Origin of the sequence: Sinorhizobium terangae (assembly GCF_009601505.1) — a bacterium.
Classification (GTDB): Bacteria; Pseudomonadota; Alphaproteobacteria; order Rhizobiales; family Rhizobiaceae; genus Sinorhizobium; species Sinorhizobium terangae.
The window spans coordinates 12,168-31,289 of the sequence record NZ_WITC01000114.1; the positions used below are offsets into that span (position 1 = coordinate 12,168).

Annotated in this window: 21 protein-coding genes and 2 pseudogenes; 13 read left to right on the plus strand and 10 right to left on the minus strand. The window is 58.4% G+C overall.

Annotated features, from left to right (window positions below; all coding sequences use genetic code 11):
* Window positions 1-66: 66 nt before the first annotated feature.
* A complete protein-coding gene (locus GHK62_RS25660) occupies window positions 67-1,059 on the minus strand; it encodes an IS481 family transposase (protein ID WP_153441838.1) in 993 nt (330 codons plus the stop codon).
* A 120-nt stretch (window positions 1,060-1,179) separates the two neighbouring features.
* Here GHK62_RS25660 and GHK62_RS25665 point away from each other — a divergent pair, with 120 nt between their 5' ends.
* From GHK62_RS25665 to GHK62_RS25680, 4 genes are all read left to right on the plus strand, one after another.
* Window positions 1,180-2,340, plus strand: a complete 1,161-nt coding sequence (locus GHK62_RS25665) for an IS110 family RNA-guided transposase (RefSeq protein WP_153441839.1) — start codon at window positions 1,180-1,182, stop codon at window positions 2,338-2,340.
* A 987-nt stretch (window positions 2,341-3,327) separates the two neighbouring features.
* The gene (locus tag GHK62_RS25670) at window positions 3,328-4,458 is read left to right on the plus strand and encodes an omptin family outer membrane protease (protein WP_234887048.1); all 1,131 of its coding nucleotides are present in this window, start codon (window positions 3,328-3,330) and stop codon (window positions 4,456-4,458) included.
* Window positions 4,459-4,649: 191 nt separating this feature from the next.
* Complete coding sequence (locus GHK62_RS25675) at window positions 4,650-5,759, plus strand: NADH:flavin oxidoreductase/NADH oxidase (protein ID WP_153441840.1); 1,110 nt, start codon at window positions 4,650-4,652, stop codon at window positions 5,757-5,759.
* A gap of 405 nt (window positions 5,760-6,164) precedes the next feature.
* A complete protein-coding gene (locus GHK62_RS25680) occupies window positions 6,165-6,335 on the plus strand; it encodes a hypothetical protein (RefSeq protein ID WP_153441841.1) in 171 nt (56 codons plus the stop codon).
* Window positions 6,336-6,482: 147 nt separating this feature from the next.
* On the opposite strand, the gene GHK62_RS25685 is transcribed toward GHK62_RS25680, so the two are convergent.
* From GHK62_RS25685 to GHK62_RS25695, 3 genes are all read right to left on the minus strand, one after another.
* On the minus strand, window positions 6,483-7,745 hold the full coding sequence (locus GHK62_RS25685; protein ID WP_153441842.1) for a type II toxin-antitoxin system HipA family toxin: 1,263 nt from the start codon (window positions 7,743-7,745) through the stop codon (window positions 6,483-6,485).
* Window positions 7,742-7,972, minus strand: a complete 231-nt coding sequence (locus GHK62_RS25690) for a helix-turn-helix transcriptional regulator (protein ID WP_153441843.1) — start codon at window positions 7,970-7,972, stop codon at window positions 7,742-7,744. Before GHK62_RS25690 ends, GHK62_RS25685 begins: the two co-directional genes overlap by 4 nt.
* Window positions 7,973-8,183: 211 nt before the next feature.
* Complete coding sequence (locus tag GHK62_RS25695; protein WP_153441844.1) at window positions 8,184-8,402, minus strand: hypothetical protein; 219 nt, start codon at window positions 8,400-8,402, stop codon at window positions 8,184-8,186.
* A gap of 424 nt (window positions 8,403-8,826) precedes the next feature.
* On the opposite strand from GHK62_RS25695, the gene GHK62_RS25700 reads away from it, so the two are divergent.
* On the plus strand, window positions 8,827-9,048 hold the full coding sequence (locus GHK62_RS25700) for a helix-turn-helix domain-containing protein (protein WP_167528359.1): 222 nt from the start codon (window positions 8,827-8,829) through the stop codon (window positions 9,046-9,048).
* 165 nt (window positions 9,049-9,213) lie between these two features.
* On the opposite strand, the gene GHK62_RS25705 is transcribed toward GHK62_RS25700, so the two are convergent.
* Complete coding sequence (locus tag GHK62_RS25705) at window positions 9,214-9,942, minus strand: MIP family channel protein (RefSeq protein WP_153441846.1); 729 nt, start codon at window positions 9,940-9,942, stop codon at window positions 9,214-9,216.
* 250 nt (window positions 9,943-10,192) lie between these two features.
* On the opposite strand from GHK62_RS25705, the pseudogene GHK62_RS35290 reads away from it, so the two are divergent.
* Window positions 10,193-10,344 (plus strand): annotated as a pseudogene (locus tag GHK62_RS35290) (IS30 family transposase); the annotation flags it as partial.
* 293 nt (window positions 10,345-10,637) lie between these two features.
* Here the strand turns inward: GHK62_RS35290 and GHK62_RS25710 are convergent.
* Complete coding sequence (locus GHK62_RS25710) at window positions 10,638-11,351, minus strand: DNA-binding transcriptional response regulator (protein WP_153441847.1); 714 nt, start codon at window positions 11,349-11,351, stop codon at window positions 10,638-10,640.
* 722 nt (window positions 11,352-12,073) lie between these two features.
* Window positions 12,074-12,382, minus strand: a complete 309-nt coding sequence (locus GHK62_RS25715; RefSeq protein WP_327791123.1) for a Fic family protein — start codon at window positions 12,380-12,382, stop codon at window positions 12,074-12,076.
* Here GHK62_RS25715 and GHK62_RS35070 point away from each other — a divergent pair.
* Complete coding sequence (locus GHK62_RS35070; RefSeq protein ID WP_327791120.1) at window positions 12,281-12,715, plus strand: hypothetical protein; 435 nt, start codon at window positions 12,281-12,283, stop codon at window positions 12,713-12,715. The genes GHK62_RS25715 and GHK62_RS35070 overlap by 102 nt on opposite strands.
* Window positions 12,716-13,306: 591 nt before the next feature.
* Here the strand turns inward: GHK62_RS35070 and GHK62_RS25720 are convergent.
* Entirely contained in the window at window positions 13,307-13,885 is a 579-nt protein-coding gene (locus tag GHK62_RS25720; RefSeq protein WP_153441848.1) for a PIN domain-containing protein, read from the minus strand.
* Window positions 13,875-14,321, minus strand: a complete 447-nt coding sequence (locus tag GHK62_RS25725; RefSeq protein ID WP_153441849.1) for a MerR family transcriptional regulator — start codon at window positions 14,319-14,321, stop codon at window positions 13,875-13,877. Before GHK62_RS25725 ends, GHK62_RS25720 begins: the two co-directional genes overlap by 11 nt.
* Before the next feature lie 101 nt (window positions 14,322-14,422).
* Here GHK62_RS25725 and GHK62_RS34525 point away from each other — a divergent pair.
* Window positions 14,423-14,746: pseudogene (locus GHK62_RS34525) on the plus strand (DUF1612 domain-containing protein); the annotation flags it as partial.
* 79 nt (window positions 14,747-14,825) lie between these two features.
* Complete coding sequence (locus GHK62_RS25730) at window positions 14,826-15,317, plus strand: hypothetical protein (RefSeq protein WP_153441850.1); 492 nt, start codon at window positions 14,826-14,828, stop codon at window positions 15,315-15,317.
* Between the two features lie 241 nt (window positions 15,318-15,558).
* Here GHK62_RS25730 and GHK62_RS25735 read toward each other — a convergent pair whose 3' ends face one another.
* Complete coding sequence (locus GHK62_RS25735) at window positions 15,559-15,804, minus strand: DUF2188 domain-containing protein (RefSeq protein WP_153441851.1); 246 nt, start codon at window positions 15,802-15,804, stop codon at window positions 15,559-15,561.
* A gap of 128 nt (window positions 15,805-15,932) precedes the next feature.
* Between GHK62_RS25735 and GHK62_RS25740 the strand changes: the two genes are divergently transcribed.
* From GHK62_RS25740 to GHK62_RS34535, 4 genes are all read left to right on the plus strand, one after another.
* The gene (locus GHK62_RS25740; protein ID WP_153441852.1) at window positions 15,933-16,724 is read left to right on the plus strand and encodes a type IV toxin-antitoxin system AbiEi family antitoxin; all 792 of its coding nucleotides are present in this window, start codon (window positions 15,933-15,935) and stop codon (window positions 16,722-16,724) included.
* Window positions 16,711-17,628 (plus strand): nucleotidyl transferase AbiEii/AbiGii toxin family protein, encoded by a 918-nt coding sequence (locus GHK62_RS25745; protein WP_153441853.1) that lies wholly within the window; start codon window positions 16,711-16,713, stop codon window positions 17,626-17,628. The genes GHK62_RS25740 and GHK62_RS25745 overlap by 14 nt, the downstream gene beginning before the upstream one ends.
* Before the next feature lie 157 nt (window positions 17,629-17,785).
* On the plus strand, window positions 17,786-18,010 hold the full coding sequence (locus GHK62_RS34530; RefSeq protein ID WP_234887049.1) for a hypothetical protein: 225 nt from the start codon (window positions 17,786-17,788) through the stop codon (window positions 18,008-18,010).
* Between the two features lie 261 nt (window positions 18,011-18,271).
* Window positions 18,272-18,718: an HNH endonuclease gene (locus GHK62_RS34535; protein WP_234887050.1), complete on the plus strand. Its 447-nt coding sequence runs from the start codon at window positions 18,272-18,274 to the stop codon at window positions 18,716-18,718.
* Window positions 18,719-19,122: the final 404 nt, after the last annotated feature.

A 19,122-nucleotide genomic window follows, 5' to 3' on the forward strand; every position in this document is an offset into this window, starting at 1 on the left:
CAGGACCACACGTTCGAGAAGCAAAATGAGTGGCCCGGGCTTTTGTCGCCGTTCAAAATCGGCTCACTAGATGTTTAGTCCCGGCATCTGGTGGAGCGGATTAAGGGTGAAGCGTTCGGGCTGCGACGCCCACGCCTTGCAGTTGAACTCGTAAGGGGTGAGGCCCTTCAGGGTCTTGAGTCTGCGGCCGAAGTTGTAGGCAGCGACAAAGTCGGCAAGATGCTGGCGCAGTTGCTCGTGGCTGTCGTAGTGGAAGCGCCTGACGGTGGCCTCCTTGATGGTTCGGTTCATCCTCTCGACCTGGCCGTTGGTCCAGGGATGCTTTGCTTTGGTCGTGCGGTGCTCGATATCGTTCGTGGCACAGGTGTATTCGAATGCATGGGCCCAGAAGCGTTCGCCATTGGCGATGGCTTCTTTAATCAGCGGCACGGCGGACCCTCCGGCACCGGGTGTAGTGAACTGGATGCCATTGTCGGTGAGCACGGTGTGGATCCTGTAAGGGACGGCGCCGATCAAGCGCAGCAGGAACTCGCGCGAGACAGCGGTGGTGGCCTTCTCGTGCAGTTCGACAAAGGCGAACTTCGAGGTGCGATCGATGGCGACGAACATGTGCAGCTTGCCCTGTTCGGTACGCACCTCGGCAATGTCGATGTGGAAATAGCCGATCGGATAGCTCTTGAACTTCTTCTTCGCCGGCCTGTCGCCATCGACATCCGGCAGGCGGCCGATGCCGTGGCGCTGCAGGCAGCGGTGCAGCGAGGAGCGCGTCAGGTGCGGGATCGTCGGCTGCAACGCATAGAGGCAGTCATCAAGCGGCAGCAGCGTGTAGCGCCGGAAAGCAACGATAACGGCTTCCTCCTCGACGGAGAGGACCGTCGATCTCGGCTCCTTCGGGCCGGTCGGAAGGTCCGCGACCGACGTTCGCTTGCGCCACTTGGCAACGGTCTTCTGATTGAAGCCGTAGCGCTTGGAAAGCGTCCTCAGGCTCTCTTGACTATGCTGTATCGCTCGACGCACCGCCTCTGTCGTCGTGGCGCTCCCATGAAGAACCTGGCCCATAGCGCATCCTTTGATTCGGAAGACAAGGATGCCCCATCAAAGATCCCATGACGGTGGTGGATAGCGTCCTGCGCTCTGGCAGAGTGGGGTTGCTGACCAACAACTCTGTGGAGGCCAATCATGCATGTTGTAGCCGATCGATCTGCGGCGCCTGCCGCTATCCGCACCGATCTTGGCGCGATCTTCGCTTCTTTGGAACTCAGTAAATCGACCTGGTTGATCACGTCGCTGTCGCCGAGCAGTGGGGAGAAGATGTCGAAACATGCGGTACGCGGCGGCGATATCACCGGATTGCTGGCACGCTTTGCCCAGCTTCAGGACAAGGCACAGGCGCGCACCGGCCGGCACTTTGCACTTGTGGTCATTCAGGAGGCGGGTCTCGACGGCTTTTGGATCCATCGAGTCCTGGAAGCCGAGGGGATCGAAAGCCATGTCGTCGACGCCGCCTCGATTGCCACGTCGCGCCGGCGTCGTCGTGCCAAGACCGACAAGATCGATGGTGAGGCGTTGGTGCGTGCGCTGCTCGCCTACAAAAGGGGCGAGCCGCGCGTGTGCGCGATGGTTAGGGTGCCGAGCGTCAGCGACGAGGACCATCGGCGCATCGGCCGTGAACGCAAGGTTCTGGTTGGTGAGCGGACCTGCCATGTCAACCGCATCAAGGGACTACTATTTGCTCAAGGCATCACCGGTTACGAGCCGCTGCGGCGTGACCGACGACATCGGCTTGAGGAACTGAGGACCGGCGACGGCCGCGCGCTGCCTGAACATCTGAAGGGGCAGATCCGTCGCGAGCTCGACCGGCTCGAAGTGGTGATAGCCCAGATTAAAGAGGTGCAGGCCGAACGCGACGCTCTGCTGGCAATCGAAGTCGCCGAAACTCCAGCAGCGACATTGCTCGATCTCAAGGGTATCGGTCCAGAATGTGCGGCTATCCTCTACGCGGAAGGGCTGTTCCGACACTTCGATAATCGCCGGCAGGTCGCCGCCTATGCCGGGCTCGCGCCGACACCTTGGCAGAGCGGATCGGTCCAGCACGAGCAAGGCGTCTCGAAGGCCGGTAACCCCCGGCTGCGAACAACGATGATCGAGTTGGCCTGGCTGTGGTTGCGCAATCAACCAGGTTCAGCGCTTACCCGCTGGTTCCACGAACGCGTGATACGCAATCAGGGGCGCCTCAAAAAGACAACAGTCGTCGCCCTTGCAAGAAAGCTGCTCGTGGCCCTGTGGAAGTACGTGACCGCAGGCGTCGTCATCGAAGGTGCCGTCATGAAGGCTGTCTGACGAGACCACACCGACACACCCATCCCTCGAGGCCTGATCAGCCTCGGTGGATCCAGGAGGCGAACCGAGATCCCAGCTGGCCGGAATGCCGTATCAAAGACGGGTCTCGCCTTTTGGGCCCTGCCGCCGCAAGCGGGATATTGGTGCAGCCGCCCCAAGCGGCGACCGTATGTGAGTTTGACCAGGCTCGATTGACCGAGCCGTGTCACGCAATCGGGCTCAGCTCTGGATTCTGCCACCAATTTGGAGCAACACGATGCCGCCATAAACACACCCCTTGACCTCAGCGTCGTCATGTGAGCCTGGGATCAAACATCTAGAACTCAGAACCGGATCGTAGTCGCACCGATGTGCCAGTTTTCCCCGTAGACGGTGAGATGAACGATCGGTACCAAGGCGGCACGCCGGAGCCGGCGCTGAGCTACTGAGAGCAAAAATTGCTAACACAAAATCCGGACGACCTGATTAAGTGCCAAGGACATGACAGCAGTTGCACACATTCGTCGGCGTTTTGACAAAATGTACGACATTAGACGCTGCTCTGTTAGAGTGATCCCGTTGTTTGGAAATAGTTTTCTGGTTGGCGCGGCAGTTGCTTGGGCAAAGGGCAACAACCCAACCGCACGAATTAGCAGGCCTCCATGCAGCCGCCAATCACCACCCGGATCAGTGCCAAGCGAAGCCCGCCTCCGCCTGGAATCCGAATAGCTAAGTTTGTAGCGTTAACCCCTGCCTGATGTGCGGCGTGCCAAAAATCTTGCGGCTGCCGACGGCTGGCAACAATCCGCCCGGTCGCCCCGCCCCCCTGACAGCGCCTGGCGGTGCGGAATCGTTGAGCCGCGCGCGCAAGGCCAGCCGTTTCAGCACTCTCCTGCAAGTTTCCACGCGGGCTCAGCGGATCGTCGGGCGTATCCACGCCGCGCCGCTGGCCAGTCCTGACACTTCGATCATTCTCCAGCAAAGGACAACAACATGCTCCAAACATATATGCAGTCGCCGAACGGCCCGACGCGGGCTACCGCCCAACAGCAGCGCGAAGTCGGTCCATCAACAGCGGTGGCGCGCGCCGAGCCCAATTTCCAGGGAGGGGGATATGAGGCGAGAAAGCTCAGGCCCGCCACGAAGGCGCTGGACGAAATACACGGTCAGCCTACAAAGTGCGTCATCGTCGGATCCGTAATCACTTCCTGTTTTCTGATGGCCACCCCGTCATTCGCCGCTACAGACGACGTTCTGTTTTCCTCCGATGATGGCAATTTCATCGTCCTCGGCGGAATTGGCCTTGCCAACATCAAGGCCCAGGAATTTGTCTATCCCGGCTCCGGGGCGTGCACAGCATCGGGTTGGGTGAGCAAGGGCCAGAAGTGCAGTCAGCTGAACTGGGAAAGCAAGGGGGTGACCCTTTTCACCGTCGGTGCCGTCGCGCAGATCAACGACGACTGGAGCTTGAAGGGCAGCGTCAACGTCGGAACCGGCGGCAACGGTCACATGGTTGACTCCGACTGGCTGAGCCGCGGGCACGATGACTGGAGCGACCGCTCTATCCATCCCAATACCGAACTCGATCGCTATGTCGCCGGAGCGATCGAGTTTGACCGGATCATCTACGGCAATGAGACCAGCAGTTTCGCGGTCGGCGCCGGCTTCCGCTACACTGACGTCAAGTGGACGGCCTATGGTGGATCGGGCCTCTATTCGAGCGACTATGGCTTCCGCGATCAACCCGTGGCATCGCCAGACTGGGAAAAAGGCATCAGCTACCGGCAAGAGATTCCGGTTGGCTTCGTCGGCCTGAGCGGCGAGCAGGCCCTAGGCGATCTTACGATCAGCGGCGGCATTCAGGGCGGTTTGAGCTTCGGCATCAACGACACCGACGATCACTGGTTGAGCCATAAACTGTTTCATGAGGACATGGACCCCGCGCCGATGATCGGCGCCACTGTTGCGGTTAACTACGCCTTGACGCCAGATGCTTCGGTCTATCTCTCCGGTTCGTTCGAGCGGGTGTTTCACAAACGCGGCGATATGCAAATAAACAACTCCCCCTGGATAAAGGATGAGGCTGGCGCAAACTTCGAGTCGATGTCGGTCTCCTTCGGGCTCAAGGGCTCATTTTGAATGACAAAGGCGTCAACACGAAGGCGAACGCCATTGGCAAAATGAAAGCTCGATGACACTGGGGCGCTCGTCTAACGTTGACCCCTTAGCCAGCACACAGATGTTGGCCGAGCCGAACGCTCCACCCAGTGGACGACCGCAGAGCAGGCGACCCGATTGTCACGGGAAGAGCCACACGTTGGAGAAGCAGAATGAGTAGAACTAGGCTGTTCTCTCCGTTCAAAATCGGTCCCCTAGAACTCAGAAACCGGGTCGTAGTCGCACCGATGTGCCAGTTTTCCGCGGTAGATGGTGAGATGAACGATTGGCACCTAATTCATCTCGGGAGCCTGACTTTATCAGGTGCCGCGGTAGTGACAATAGAGGCCACTGCCGTATCGCCCGAAGGTCGGATCTCTTATCGCGACCTCGGTCTCTATTCCGACGAATGCCAAATTGCGATCGGGCGAGTACTTGCCAGCTTGCGACGGTGGTCGGACACGCCGATTGCAATACAACTCGGGCATGCCGGGCGTAAAGCATCTACGGACGTGCCGTGGAAAGGCGGCCTTCAGATCGCTCCTCACCAGGCGAATGGGTGGAAAACCTTAGCTCCAAGTGCCGTTCCTTTTCGAAAGTCGTACGATCCACCGGACGCCCTTGATCGCGCGGGACTTGATAGGATCCGAGCCGCTTTCGCCGATGCCACTCGACGCGCCGCGTCGATCGGCTTGGATGCAATACAGATCCATGGTGCTCACGGCTATCTTCTGCATCAGTTTCTTTCACCGCTATCCAATCTACGCACGGATGAGTACGGCGGAAGCCTTGAAAACAGGTTGCGCTTTCCATTGGAGGTCTTCGAAGCAGTCCGTGACGCATTTCCTCCAGAAAAGCCCGTCACTGTACGGGTGTCAGCCACCGACTGGGCTGAGGGGGGCTGGGATGTCGATCAGACGATCGAGTTCTGCAAGGAACTTGAGGCACGGGGTTGTTCCGCCATCCACGTTTCCTCCGGTGGCTTATCCAATCACCAGCAAATAGCCGTCGGTCCGAGCTATCAAGTGCCTTTCGCGCGGGCGATAAAGCAAGCAGTACGGATTCCCGTCATCGCGGTTGGACTGATCACCGATTTCGAACAGGCAGAAGCTATACTGACCACAGGTGACGCGGATCTGATCGCGATTGCTCGTGCCATACTTTACGATCCGCGCTGGCCGTGGCATGCAGCTGCCCATTTCGGAGAACGGGTGCGGGCCCCCGATCAGTATCTGCGATGCCAGCCGCAGCAGTATCGCCACCTTTTCGAGATGAATGACTGACGCGCGAAAACGGGATGCATTCCCCGCGGCACTACTATGAGCCCCGTAAGTTCTCCGGTCGGGCGCACGAACGAGGTGGCTCGGTCTTGGTTGCGAAGTTCGCCATTGATCCCCGCCGGCCGGACCTGCATGAGCATGTGAGCGCCGTGGAGCGACCATCACATCCGCTGTCTCTTGACGATCCGCTTTCCAACGAGCGAATTTACCGCCGAGATGGCCGAGCAATGGGGCGAGCGGTTGATCGCGAGTGGCGATAGCGCAAGGCGCGGCCAACTGTCAGCGTCCGCTCATCTCATGGCGAAACATTCGAGGAGCCGTCGCGGAGCACGTTCCCTCCGAACACTGGCGCGGTGCGTTCGACGTGCTTCCCGTTGCAGCGACCAACTTCGGCGGAAGCTCTTAGCGATGACGGCGGATGGCGGTTCTCGCGACTCCGCCGCGCGCGTGTTTCGCGAAATCGACCGGGTCCGCGACGAAAGCGGCGCACCCGAAGACGAGCCGCGGCATTCCGATCTGGCGTCCGGAAAGCCGTGGCCTATTTTTGTGCCCGATCCCGACGTGGAAGACAGCGGCTGATTGATCAAATGCTTGGGCCGGCAGTGCGGACGGCGCAGATGCCGGGCGGGGATGCGCTGCCGAAATGTTGGATGTAACAAAGCTAATCTGATCCCGGATTCGGGTCGTAGTGAAACAAGGCCTTTAGGATTGCACTCCGTCGTTCGGCTAAATCGACAACCTGACGAGTTTGGTGCGGCCCGCGATCAAGTCCGCAAAGTGATATATCGTAGCGGAATCGATGCAGAGGTTTGAGATGTCTTCCAAACCTCTCGCTACCGCTTCAGCAGTGGAGTCGACCAAGTCTGTAATTCGGCGGCGTACCAAAGGCAAACCAACTCCGGTTTCCTTTGCAAAAGCCTGCCAACCATCGGCATCCATCTCGACGAGAGTGGCACGCTTTCCGATCCTCATGGCCATTTTTGGTGAAAGGTCTGGATAGGCAACGGTTGAAAGCAGGTCGTACAACGGGGCCATTCTAGGTCCCTGCTCATCGTAGAGGAATGAGAAATTCTTGCCGTGAGCGTCGGCATTCCCGACGATAAGGTTAAAGATCGCGGCGTCCAGCAGCTTCAACACATCCGTAGCGGGCCGCGCTGATACTCGCCGCAATAGCTCAAAGCAATCCTTGAATGTCGGTCCGCCTTCGCTGGCATACTTCGTTTCAGGAGGTACGCCTAGAGCCTGGCAAAAATCTTCCTGGTGTATGCGGCGCACGATGCCGCTGGCATCGCGGACACGGTCAAATCTTTTGACCAGAAGAAACGAGCGTCCTTCCGCAGACCTCGGTTCGACGGGGGCGACGTCTAGGCCGATTGTGGCGCCGAGCTTCATGACGAAGGCTTCGTTTTCGGTCGTCCCTGGGAAGCGCGCGATCGGAGGCTTAAGTATGTGCGTGGTCGCCCGGCCGGGAAGTGGAAGCGCGATCTGCCCGTCAATCAGAACAACTGGCACTTTCGATTGCGCGCCGGCCAACGATAGTCTCAAGCCTTCCTCGCCGGCCAGTAGCGGCCGCATAGGAAGTGCGTCCAGCACGCGTACGATTCCTGCGTCGTCCAGAGGCGTCGGCTGCTGGTCCGCAATCGGTCCTGTCGCTATGGGTTCCTGATCTTCCGGCAAGAGTTGAAGAGCGCCGGCAACATCGCCGCCCAAGCGATCGAGTAGCGCGAAATCATTTGCCGGTGAGACGCCCAATGCTTGCGCTGCAATCAGGCGCTGGTTTTCTTCGGGCAGCAGGCCGCCAAAAAATGGTCTGCATTCACGACGGGAAAAACGCTCCGGGCGCTTTGGGAGGGAGGCTGAAAGCGGAAGTGTGCTTTCATCATCAAGCCAAGCTTCTGCGTAGGCGAAGCCGATATCGCCGTGCCGATCCTGAGTGAATTGCCCGACAATTCGACCATCCCACCAGACGTTGAGAACCCTTGCCGTCATTGTCTGCGTTCACCAGGAGCCAGAATATCGACCGAACAACCGAGCGTTTGCAGAACCTGCAACACTTTTCCTATCTGAGCTGTCGGCTTGCCGGCCTCGAGATCGACAATGAACCGCAGCCCGACGCCAGCAACGCCGGCAAGCTCGTCCTGCCGCAAGTTTTGCTCCTTGCGTGCAGTTCGGACCAGGGCGCCGATATCAGATGGAGTTTTAACCCTTTTTGCCATCATATTTTCCCGCTCGGGAAAATAGCAGCATAGTGGTGCTCTGTCGAGATCAATTTTCCCGAACGGGAAAATTAACGCGGCCGGATGATATCTCCGGCAGATAATTTCCCGACCGGTAAACATTATAGAAGGTTGGCTCGGCGCGGCCAATCGATTGATGCGGATAAGCGGCGCTGGTTCAACCGAGTCCGGTTTCAATCATGCCGGGTTGTCAAGCATAGAAATTGGCACCGTCCGTCGCGATAGCGTCCTTCAGAGAAGCGAGAACTGCTTCAGGCGTGCAATTTGCATCGACAGAGCGGCCGGCTGCAACAATGTCAGAGATGTAAGTTTCGCACAAAATGAGATCAACTTTTGAAGTCGCGACGGAACTCAAGCGATCGGTATATATTTGTTCGGCCACATCAAAAGCACTCAAAATTTTCTTCATTCCTACTCTCCATCACGGCACAATACTCAACGATGCGATTCGCCACAATGGCTGACAGCGCATGCCGTAGATTGCATCAATACTCGCGCCGACAGGAAATACCTTGAGAGGCTTAAATCCTTGCAGCCGAAAACTATACAATTCTCATTTCCTGGCTGAATTTCCGGCGGATTCGCCACTCCTTATACCGACCCTCATTGAGGCTGACTCACGGGTTCTCAAAGGAGGGCGAATCTGAATCGATAGCGCAAACAGAAGGTTTGCGATGGGTTCAGCTTTCATTGCGGTTAGACCTTGACGGAGATGGGCTGCGTCTTCTGGCACGGCAGACAAAGGATGCCAGTCAGATGCGTCGTCTGTTGGCGCTGGCGTCGATTGATATGGTGGCTCTCGTGCTGATGCTGGTCGGCTGGGCAGAGTCACGGTGCAGATCGTGCGTGACTGGGTGGCGCGGTTCAACGCGCGTGGCTCAGACGGTTTGATCGACGGCAGGGCTCCGGGCAAACCATCGTTGCTGAACGACGATCAACGTGCGGCCTTGGCACAAGCCATCGAGCGTGGTCCCACACCCTATCTCGATGGCGTCGTGCGCTGGCGTCTGTGCGACATGGCCCAATGGCTTTGGGGGAAATCCGTGTCTCGCTGAGCGAGCAGAGCTAGGGCCGCGAAGTTCGCTCGATGGGCTACCGCAAGTCTCAGCTCGCCCGAGGCATTTAGCGAGCATGAACCCGGTACGCCAACAAATCGCATCGCCGTTCCATCCGGAAGACATCAATGCCCGGTTAACGACAAAAGTTTTGCGGACAAGCCCCTAATTGGATCGAGCAGCGGCATGATGGGCGGTGCCACCGCGCTTGCGTGGGCGGTGTGACAATCCACAGGCGAGGGCTCCACTCAACTGAAGGAGACCCGCCGCAGCGCCCCCTAGCATAGGGGCGAGGATATAGAGCCAGAGTTGATCGACTGCGGCTTCTCCTGCGAAGAGCGCCGGACCGAGTGAGCGGGCCGGGTTCACGGAAGAACCGGAAACCGTGATGCCGGCAAGATGGATCGCAGCCAAGGTAAGGCCGATCGTCAACCCGGCAAGCGCGCCAGCGCCGCCCTCTGCCGTGCTGTTGAGGACTACGGTCACGAACAGGAACGTGGCAATGAACTCGAACAGGAACGCAGAGGAAACCCCGTAGTCTGCCCAGCCGTTCTGAGCGAAACCGTTTACGGCGATATCGAAGCCACCGACTTTATCCGCCGCTATAATGTAAAGCACGCCTGCCGCCGCGATCGCTCCGACGCACTGTGCGACGACGTAGGCGACGAAGTCACCCGGTCCAAGTCGCCGTGACACGAGGAAACCGAGGCTGACGGCCGGGTTGAGATGCGCGCCGGAGATTGGGCCGACCGTATAGGCCATCGCCACTACCGACAAACCGAAGGCGAGAGCGATGCCCAGGGGGCCTACCTCCGAATGCATAAAGACAATCGTGCCGCAGCCGAGGAAAATCAGTGCGAAGGTTCCGACGAATTCGCAAGCATATTTGTTCATATTCCGCTCCGTTGACTGAAGTTGTTTGTCGGATTTCCTGTTGTAATCCGCAGCATTGGAGACTCCGCCGGTCCGCCGAACGTAGGCGTCACGACACGGTGCCCCAGCTTCGGGGAAAGCACACGCACAGCACCGACGATCCCCCGCGTCGTACATTTTCTGGAACTCGACAGGTCGGCGTAATGACCAGAGTCGCTGTTGGTCGATGAAATTCCGTCACTTCGAGACCGCCGGCATGTGCTGCAAGTGACGAGAGTTGACGGCATGCCTCCAGACCGGCATTGCGGGCGCGTGGGCAAGCCCCGCAAGGGCTTCTCATCTGAGATCGTAATCGGCCAGCATCCGGCCGAGGTGGATGACAGTGCGATTTCGGGGCACTGGGAGGGCGACCTCGTTCTGGGCCCGGCAGTTCGGCAATCGACGCGGCTTTAACGCCAATGCCAACGCGGACAGTTTGATGAAGGCGCTTAAGCAGGAATTCGGAGGAACACGACCAGAAGCACGCAGACGACAGAAGGAAAGGCCGCGTAAGCTTAACATGGGAGATGTCCGCCATTTTCTCTGCCTCAGTCTAGAGGTGCGCGCCAAAACTGGCCGGCAATCACTCGCAAACCTGTCCGGTGTTTCCCGAATGGCGTCCGGCTTTCACCTCGGAATCCGAACTAACGGCGAGTCGGCAGCCATTCCATCAGGCTTTATTGCGGAACTAGCTGCGGAGCCGGAAAATCGAGCACATCATTCGTATAGCGTTCGACCAACGCACTAAAAGGCATGCCATTTTGCAGCTTCAGCACCGCATGATGTTCGAGAAGGAACGGCGGTAGCGTCAAAGGTCCTGAGTTGGGCTTGGGTAATGCGGCTGTCGTGTCCCAGCCTTCCGGGAGAGGGGACCAAAGCAGTTTGGCCGTTAAGGTGGTTCGGGTGAAGTTCAAGGACCGAACGGCTCGACCGAACGAGATATCAGTCGTATTCAACGCCTCGTTCATCTCAGGCGTCAATCGTGCAGGCACATACCAGTTGTCTGCTTCCGAAAGGATGCGATCACCGCAAGCTAGGCGGACATGGCGATAGACGATCGGCTCGTTCGGCCCGACGTTCAGCAATTCACGAATATGAACGTCAGCTGGCTTGTCATGCCCCTGTACACGTTTCGCTACGATCTTAGAACCTGGTGGTGCAAGCCTATGCGAGGCACACCAGCGATCGAGCGTCAGCGTCGCACTGGCATTGCTAAGGAGATTCGCGTTTAGAGTCTGAAGAACCGCAAGGGCTTCTACGCGTGACAGGGGAGTCCCCGGCCACTGCTGCGGGGCAGACAGATCATTCGCCGTCGAAGCCTGCACGCCCACGATGGCGGTCATGACGGTGAAGGTGATGACTCGAATGAACGTCGAACAGGAAAAGACCATGGAAATGAAATCCTTTACTGGGTCCTACGGACCTGGTGGCGCGATTTTCTGAACTTTTGCAGGCAAGCCAGGCGTTCTTCGCCGAAAGCAGCGACAGGAAATCATGCGCGATTGCGCCGCCGACGTCTGCGCCGCGCGCCTCGGGTCGGTGATTGGAATCCCGCGCATCACATCCTCTGCCGCCAAAGCGCAAACATCCCGCGTTCCGCCGGGCGCGTCATCAGCCGATTGACCGAAGGTCGTTCACCGACATCAGACCACCTCTGACGGCGCTCGCGAAAGACATTCGCCCTCTGTCTTTCAGTTGAAGTCAGCTCTCTCTATCGCCATTCGGAGGGTTGCCAAAACGGTTTGTTTGAATAGCAACGATCCACGCCGCAAATGAATGGGTTTCAAGTCGGGTATCTTAGACTGACGCTAGGTTCCGGCGAAGCGGCGTCTTTCAATGGATGTTTAGCCGGATGAGATAAGTCCCGATGCTTATCGAGAGTCCACCCGGAACGCGACGGAGCGAGTCGGACGTTCACGATTCGGAGATCATTCGCACCTGTCACCCTAGATATTCCCGCTACGCCAAGTCGCATTTGCCAGCACTCAACATGCGGTTCTCTGATCGCGGAGCTGATTGCAAGTTCCCTTTTGACTTGTATGTTCCTGCCGGCTCTGTGTTTCTCTTCGCGGGTAAGGCTGGGTCGCCGCATACTAGATTTAGGAGTAAGTGCTTAACCGATGAAATATTTTCGGGGAAAGAACGAAGCTATCGGCAGCAGCAACCAAGTTTCCCGCACAGCAACGACATACGGCACCATCTTCGAGGTCCGTCCGTTGCCGTCTGTGAATCGATGAAGCCAATCGAGCCGCCACATGATGTAAGAGGCTAGGGGCACAGCCGGTTTACCGTTCCAGTGGGCAATCACATAGTCGCACATATGCTCGATAAAGCTCTGCGCCTGAGAAGCATCTACTGGTTTGTGTCTGCTTCCTTGGATCTCCACATCGGCAGGGCAGTAGTTCCCCGCATAACTGCTGATACAGTCGAGCGCCGCACGATGAAGGGCCAGAATTGCGGACGGGCGCAGCTTCCGGCGATCTTCCTTTTAAATGGTATCGATGATCATTTGACAGGCGAGATCAAACCGAACAAGCCCATTCCTGGCTTCGGCTTCAGCTCTCGCCTGTTCATCGGCGATCAGGTAGGCGTCACTAGCCACACTGTGGCGACGGTCTTCCTCGCTCATTTGGGCTCACGCCGCGGAACTATGCCAGATGAGAGGGGCATTTCGTCAGCCATGCGGTTCACCATCTCGCGAGTAATTTTGCTGTTGTCGAAATGCGTGTTGCCGTATGCGAAGCTGCGACGTTGAACCTCCAACGCGTTCTTCGTCTGCGGCGCCTGTCGAGCTATGTCCAGAAGGTGTTTAAGCGGTTCGTTCAGACGGCGTTCCTGTCATCTCAAGATGTTGCCAGGGTTTTCTCACACACGAATGTTGCTAACGTTCATCACGTTGTCAGACTTTTGAGATAGAGCCAAGAGAAGCAAATTCAATCTTTGGCTTCTCGAGGGCGCTCGAAGTGACAACGACTTCAGTTCAAAACAGCGCCGGGCTCGTCCACTTTATGCTCGAAAACGAGTTGATCGGCTGTGATGGGGCTATGTGCAAGCGCTGCGCGGCGAATGTTCTTGCTGAAACGCCGTGTGGCATTCTTGATCATCACGCGGTTAGCGGCTCTTGCGGTCGACCAGCGAGGTGACATTGGCCCCTCCGAGTTCGCGCCGGAAGATTAGGAGGATAGCGACCCGCGCCGGCATGCGCTTGAGGATGCGGGGGCTGTTCAGCCGGCAGACTGTTTAGAATGAGTCGCTTTCGGCCGAGGCGGAAGTTGATGGGGAATAAGGTTTGCCGACTGACGCGTGCGGGGTTTCGGTTGTTGTGCTCTGTTGGGGCCTGGCCCAATCACTTCAGCCCGGCGATGTCTCGGCGAAGCACCTGTGAAAATTCCTTCAGTCCGCTTTGCTGAAGTGCGTCCACGAATGCTTCAACCGATGGCGTTGTCTTGCGCAAATTGAGCCGCGCATGTTTGACACTGGAAATGAGCGCGTCGGAAAACGCCGCATAGAGATCGGTCAGGAAATCATCCGGGGACTGGCTGGTCACACCATAGGGGACGAGGTCTTGTGCTGGAAAATCCTTGAGGTTCCAGGTGACGATAACGGAGGCTTTCCCTGCGATAGCGGCTGCGAGAACATGCCGATCATCAGGGTCAGGTAGCTTGAGGCTCGCGACCAACGGGCGATAGTTCCCCACGTCCGCTTCCGGCAGGACGGCTTTCATCCTGTCACGCGTGGCCTCCAGGCGTTCCATGGGCAAGGCATGAGTGTTGGCGATGAGATTGCGGATCCACTCGTCATGGATGTCGTCGGTCCAGCGCGCGTCGACGAGCCCATCGAAGGCGCACTGGATGAGGACGTTTCGCAGGTGGAACGGGTAGAGGACGCAGGCATCATAGACCGCGATGGGCGGGTTAGAGGCCATGGGTCTGGATCAGGTCCTCAGTGTCTTCGGCAAGCGCATCCATCGCGGCCTGCCGCTTGTCGAGCGTAGCTTTCAGTGCGAGCACGTCTTTCAGGAGGGCGCGTCGGTGTTTGCCGACGTAGCGGAATGGCAGATCGCCCCGGTCCATACGCAGGACGACGAGCGGACGAGAGATACCGAGAATGGCCGACGCCTCGGTCGGGCTCAGTTCCTGGTCTTCGGCCAGGACGGCGACGCGCTCACCGCGCAGCATATGCACCAAAAGCGCTTCAACTGCCGCAGCGGCGGAGGGCGGGATTGAGAGCGTCTGGTCCCTGCCGCCTTCACGACGAACATGAAGCTCCAGTCTGTCGCCCGCGGCCAGCTTCGGCAACGGCGACGTCGTCTTACGGTCGCGATCCGACAATCCGGCAAAATGAATGATCTGGCTGGCCATGGCGATGTCTCCTTGATCGCCAATATAGTGCGCACGGCCTGTAGCTGCAATAACTGAAAGTTTTCTGTCTTGATTGCGTCGGTGGCGATGCGTGTCGCCAGATCGCCACCGACGCTTGGAACGCTGTGAGCGTCCTGGGGCACGCCCGGGCTGGGCTGGCTACTGGTCGTTTGATCCTGCGCCAGGCCGACGTCGCCACTGCGGCATGTCGCCGCCTTCAATCTCGGCCTCAAAACCCGTGGATCGGCGCAGGCATTGCGATCGAGAATCCCGGCTGTTGGCGATTGCGCAGGGCATCGGCCGCCGAGATTGGACTGAATGAACATGACCGCCTGGCGCGACAGATAGTGGAGCGAAAACTACGTGGGCGACGCTCTTCGTCAATACTGACGGAGCTGATCGAGCTTGTCGCAGGCGAGGGCCTGGCGAAATTCAAATCCGAAACTGAGACTGTCGGTTTCTCGATCACGGAATCGATCAGGCGGGACAAGCATGTTCTGACTGATGCTGAGCGGGCCAAGGAGGAGGCCTGGGAACGAAAGAGGGATCGCGCCGCGCCGCAGTTTCCGCGACGCCAAGGTTCAGCGGCTGGAGAATATGGCCAGCGACATAGCTGTAGGCCTTGCAGTGCTTGCTGCGGCGAAAACTGAAGAGCGGCTCAGGCGGGAGGCAGAGCAGCGGAGGATTGAGGAGGAGCGTCGTCGCCGCGAACTCGCTGCGCGCATCAAACACATCGAGGATCGCTGCACTACCGGACTGAGCACGCTTCTCTCCGAACTTGACGAACTGGATCGGCTTCGTCGTCTCATCGCTATGCTCACCGAGGAGGTTTCGGCCGAACCGAGCCCCAGATTGTCGGCGTTTCTGGCTTGGACCAGAGAGCACTTGGCGCAGCGCGAGGCTCGTCTGTCTGCGCAGGCGATTGAGCATCGATTCGAAGCGGAGCGCCTATTTGGTGATGATGACGATCATGGCTTCACGCCCTCGCGGTGGTAGGCGCTGCGAGTGTGGAAGTCTCGATAAGTCAGGATGGCGCGGCAAGCGAGGGCCCATGCTTTTGGCCGCTGATGGGTCGTTCGGCGCTTTGTCGCGCTATGGGGACGGCAGAGTTCGACGCAACGCGTGATATCGCCTCCCAATTTCCTCCTGCTGGGCCGGTGGAGGATCGGCCATGACTTCGTCTATCGTGAGAGGCATTCGGGTTGTTTTCGTTGAAGTGCCGGTAGGTGGATACGAATTAGCCCCGCGATTTCTTGGGATCGGCGGTACGTGGATATGTCCGTTCTTCTTGAAATTGACCGTCGACCTTCTGAATCTTGACCGATCCTCCATCCTTGCCGACAGCCTTCTCGAGGGCGCCGCCTTTGGTCGCCTCGGATTTGGTGCCGAAGCTCGCCGTAGGACGACTTGAGCCGTCTTTGGTCAAATCCCAGCGATCTTTCTTCTCGTTATGCGTAAGCGTGAATTTCGGCAGCTTGGTCATTTCCTCCTCCAGATGCGTTGTGTCTTGGTGGTTTGAATACTGCGCTTTTATGCCTACCGTTAATGGGTCAAAAATGCGAAACCCCGAACTTGTCCTGCGGTTTGGACTCATGCTATTTTCACCCACTAATGGTAGGTCAAAAGAACGAAAAGATAAACCAACTTCATCGCCTGCTCCCCGAGGGGCTGGTGGTTGATACCGCTTGGCTGGAGAAACACGGCTACCGTCGGCAATGGCGGGAAAAGTACGTGGCGCAGGGCTGGCTCGAAGGCGTCGTCCGCAGCGTCTATCAGCGGCCGACCGGCAACGTCGAGCAGATCATAGCCTGGCAGCGCGTGGTCATCTCGCTCCAGCGTCTCCTTGACAAGTCCGTCCATGTCGGCGGTCGCAGCGCACTCGAGTTGCAAGGCCTGACGCACTACCTCCGCTTTTCGGGCAAGCCAGAAATCCACCTCTATGCCTATGGCAGCCTGCCTGGCTGGGTCGAGCGGATACCGACTGACGCTCAGTTCGTCGAACACAAGGCAGACAAGCTCTTCGGTGTCGACGCGCCGGGGAGGACACGCATCGCATGGGGACATTGGGGATGGGAACTAGATGCCTCCTCGCCGGAGCGAGCACTTTGCGAGCTTCTCGACCTGCTCCCGTCCCAGGAGACGTTCCATCAGGCGGATGTCCTAATGGAGTCGGTTCGCACTCTGAGCCCGAAGCGGGTTCAGACCGTGCTGGAAGCGTGCCGAAGCGTGAAGGTAAAGAGGCTGTTTCTCTGGTTCGCCGAGCGGCACGCCCATCCATGGTTCGGCCGGCTTGATCTCAAGCGTATCGAGCTCGGTCGTGGCAAGCGCCAAATCGTGGTCGGCGGTCGGCTGGACAGCAAGTATCAGATCACTGTGCCGGAGACACTCGATGCCGGTGTCTGAGGTTTATCGCGCGCAAGTCAGCCTTCTCGTTCGGGTGCTGCCACTCGTCGCTGAGGAGGCTGTGTTCGCATTGAAGGGTGGCACGGCCATTAATCTCTTCCTCAGAGATCTTCCGCGCCTGTCGGTCGACATCGATCTGACCTATCTTCCGGTTGAGGATCGCGTGACTTCCCTCGCCAATATCGACGCTGCCATACGACGGATTGCTACCCGAATAGGGGAAAATGTGCCGCGTAGCCGCACCCAGGTCGTGCCGCTGCACAGCGAAGGCGCTGCCACAAAGGTGCTGGTTGCCTCCGACGGTGTGCAGATCAAGATCGAGGTGACGCCTGTCATTCGTGGCTACGTCTACTCTCCCGAGACACGGCCGGTTTGCGACCGGGTCGAAGAGCTCTTCGGCTATGCCGAGGTACCTGTCGTGTCGTTCCCTGACCTCTATGCCGGCAAGATCGTCGCCGCCTTGGATCGGCAGCACCCGCGAGATCTGTTCGATGTCAGGGATCTGCTCGCGAACGAGGGCGTATCTGACGAGCTGCGCCGCGCTTTCATTGTGTACATGCTGAGCCACAATCGGCCGATGGCGGAGGTTTTGGCGCCGACGCGCAAAGACCTGCGCCCGGAGTTCGATGCGGGGTTTGCCGGCATGACGGAAGAGCCCGTGACCCTGGAGGCGTTGTGCGATGCTCGTGAAGCTCTAATCACCGAGGTCGTTGGCAAGATGCCTGCCGAGCACCGGCGTTTTCTCCTCTCCTTTAAGGCCGGCGAACCTGACTGGGACTTGCTTGGAGTGCGTGGAGCCGGGGAGCTGCCAGCGGTGCGCTGGAAAGGCGACAACCTGGCCAAGCTTTCGGAGGACCGGCGCGAAAAGCTGCTTTCAGATCTCGGGCGGGCGCTTGCGACATGAGAGAAGTAGGACGCGTAGGGGACGCCGAAGTGAATGAGGCGAGGGCGACGACCTGGAAATTGTGCTCCGCAGCGGTTGGTTCGCAGACTGCGGAGCTCGCCATGTGGAGTGCCACGAGGTCGGCGCTTCAGAAACAGCGGAGCTGAGAGATTAGATTATGGTCAGGCTCTTCGTCGCTGTTACGGACAAATCCTGGTTTGACCAGTTAAGCGCGTCCGCTCCACATGACGAAGTCAATTTCTGGCAGCCCAGCGGCACTACGCAGTTTCGGGCGCTCCAGCCTGGCGAACTGTTCCTCTTCAAGCTGCATGCGCCAAATAACTTCATCGTTGGTGGAGGCATTTTCGGTCACGCATCAATCGCGCCGCTGTCTCTGGCCTAGGAGGCCTTTGGCCTTAAGAACGGCGTATCCAGCCGCTCTGAAATGCGGGCGCGAATTGCGAGCTATCGCCGCGATCCGATTGCTCTGGACGATCGACAGGATCCCGTCATCGGCTGCCGGATCCTGACCCAGCCGTTCTTTTGGCCGAGGGAGCTCTGGCTGTCCGTTCCGGAGAGCTGGTCGCCAAACATCGTGACCGGCAAGGGATTCGGCACGCAGGAACGAGACGGCCAACACCTATGGTCCGCAGTCGCAGAGCGCTTGAGCTCGCTTCCCGAGATTCGAAATACCGAGCCGATCACGGCTGAGCGCTTCGGCAAGCCGACGCTGATCAAGCCGCGATTGGGGCAGGGCGCGTTTCGCCTGACCATCACCGATAGCTACGAACGCCGTTGCGCTATCTCGGGTGAAAAGACCCTGCCAATTTTGGATGCGGCTCACATCCGTGCTTTCGAGGCGGGTGGAGAGCACGCGCCTTCGAACGGTTTGCTCCTTCGCACCGACATTCATCGACTTTTCGACCTGGGGTATGTGACTGTCTCGCCGGATGGCCGGTTCGAGGTCAGTAGCCGTCTGAAGGCTGACTTCGATAACGGCCGTCACTACTATGATCTTCACGGGACCCCTATTCGCGCACCCAAATATAGGGATGCCATACCGTCGGTCGAGGCTCTGTCCTGGCATCGAGAGCATCGGTACCTGGGATGAATGCTTCTCTTTTAAACGACTTTATTTGTCCCGATCGGATTAGGTGGTGAGGGAAACCCGATCGACACGCGCATTCGATTGGCGGTCCCGTTGCTCACATCCGACGAGAGAGCGGGGGATGTGCGGCATTGGCCACGATATATGCCATGACCGAACTTCAGCGCCGATGTCGTGGATATCGACGTCGTTCCTGTGCCGACCGGGCTACGGAAGCTTCATGGGACCGCATGCAGCCCTCGCGGCCGCCCTTACGCCGAGCGCCTTAGCCGCGGACGCGACGGCAGATGTGGCGAACACTCCAAAAGGACGCCGAAGGCAAATCGGAAAAAATAAGAAAAATCAATAGATTAAAGATGGTTAACGTTTGCTTAGGCGCGCGCTGTTAACCATGTCGCGAGACACGG

What these genes read in the sequence shown, in the direction of transcription:
- GHK62_RS25660 (WP_153441838.1), bottom strand. Translation starts at nt 1,059, where the DNA reads ATGGGCCAGGTTCTTCATGGGAGCGCCACGACGACAGAGGCGGTGCGT.
- GHK62_RS25665 (WP_153441839.1), top strand. Translation starts at nt 1,180, where the DNA reads ATGCATGTTGTAGCCGATCGATCTGCGGCGCCTGCCGCTATCCGCACC.
- GHK62_RS25670 (WP_234887048.1), top strand. Translation starts at nt 3,328, where the DNA reads ATGCAGTCGCCGAACGGCCCGACGCGGGCTACCGCCCAACAGCAGCGC.
- GHK62_RS25675 (WP_153441840.1), top strand. Translation starts at nt 4,650, where the DNA reads ATGAGTAGAACTAGGCTGTTCTCTCCGTTCAAAATCGGTCCCCTAGAA.
- GHK62_RS25680 (WP_153441841.1), top strand. Translation starts at nt 6,165, where the DNA reads ATGACGGCGGATGGCGGTTCTCGCGACTCCGCCGCGCGCGTGTTTCGC.
- GHK62_RS25685 (WP_153441842.1), bottom strand. Translation starts at nt 7,745, where the DNA reads ATGACGGCAAGGGTTCTCAACGTCTGGTGGGATGGTCGAATTGTCGGG.
- GHK62_RS25690 (WP_153441843.1), bottom strand. Translation starts at nt 7,972, where the DNA reads ATGGCAAAAAGGGTTAAAACTCCATCTGATATCGGCGCCCTGGTCCGA.
- GHK62_RS25695 (WP_153441844.1), bottom strand. Translation starts at nt 8,402, where the DNA reads ATGAAGAAAATTTTGAGTGCTTTTGATGTGGCCGAACAAATATATACC.
- GHK62_RS25705 (WP_153441846.1), bottom strand. Translation starts at nt 9,942, where the DNA reads ATGAACAAATATGCTTGCGAATTCGTCGGAACCTTCGCACTGATTTTC.
- GHK62_RS25710 (WP_153441847.1), bottom strand. Translation starts at nt 11,351, where the DNA reads ATGGTCTTTTCCTGTTCGACGTTCATTCGAGTCATCACCTTCACCGTC.
- GHK62_RS35070 (WP_327791120.1), top strand. Translation starts at nt 12,281, where the DNA reads ATGCTCGATAAAGCTCTGCGCCTGAGAAGCATCTACTGGTTTGTGTCT.
- GHK62_RS25720 (WP_153441848.1), bottom strand. Translation starts at nt 13,885, where the DNA reads ATGGCCTCTAACCCGCCCATCGCGGTCTATGATGCCTGCGTCCTCTAC.
- GHK62_RS25725 (WP_153441849.1), bottom strand. Translation starts at nt 14,321, where the DNA reads ATGGCCAGCCAGATCATTCATTTTGCCGGATTGTCGGATCGCGACCGT.
- GHK62_RS25730 (WP_153441850.1), top strand. Translation starts at nt 14,826, where the DNA reads ATGCTGAGCGGGCCAAGGAGGAGGCCTGGGAACGAAAGAGGGATCGCG.
- GHK62_RS25735 (WP_153441851.1), bottom strand. Translation starts at nt 15,804, where the DNA reads ATGACCAAGCTGCCGAAATTCACGCTTACGCATAACGAGAAGAAAGAT.
- GHK62_RS25740 (WP_153441852.1), top strand. Translation starts at nt 15,933, where the DNA reads ATGGTAGGTCAAAAGAACGAAAAGATAAACCAACTTCATCGCCTGCTC.
- GHK62_RS25745 (WP_153441853.1), top strand. Translation starts at nt 16,711, where the DNA reads ATGCCGGTGTCTGAGGTTTATCGCGCGCAAGTCAGCCTTCTCGTTCGG.
- GHK62_RS34530 (WP_234887049.1), top strand. Translation starts at nt 17,786, where the DNA reads ATGGTCAGGCTCTTCGTCGCTGTTACGGACAAATCCTGGTTTGACCAG.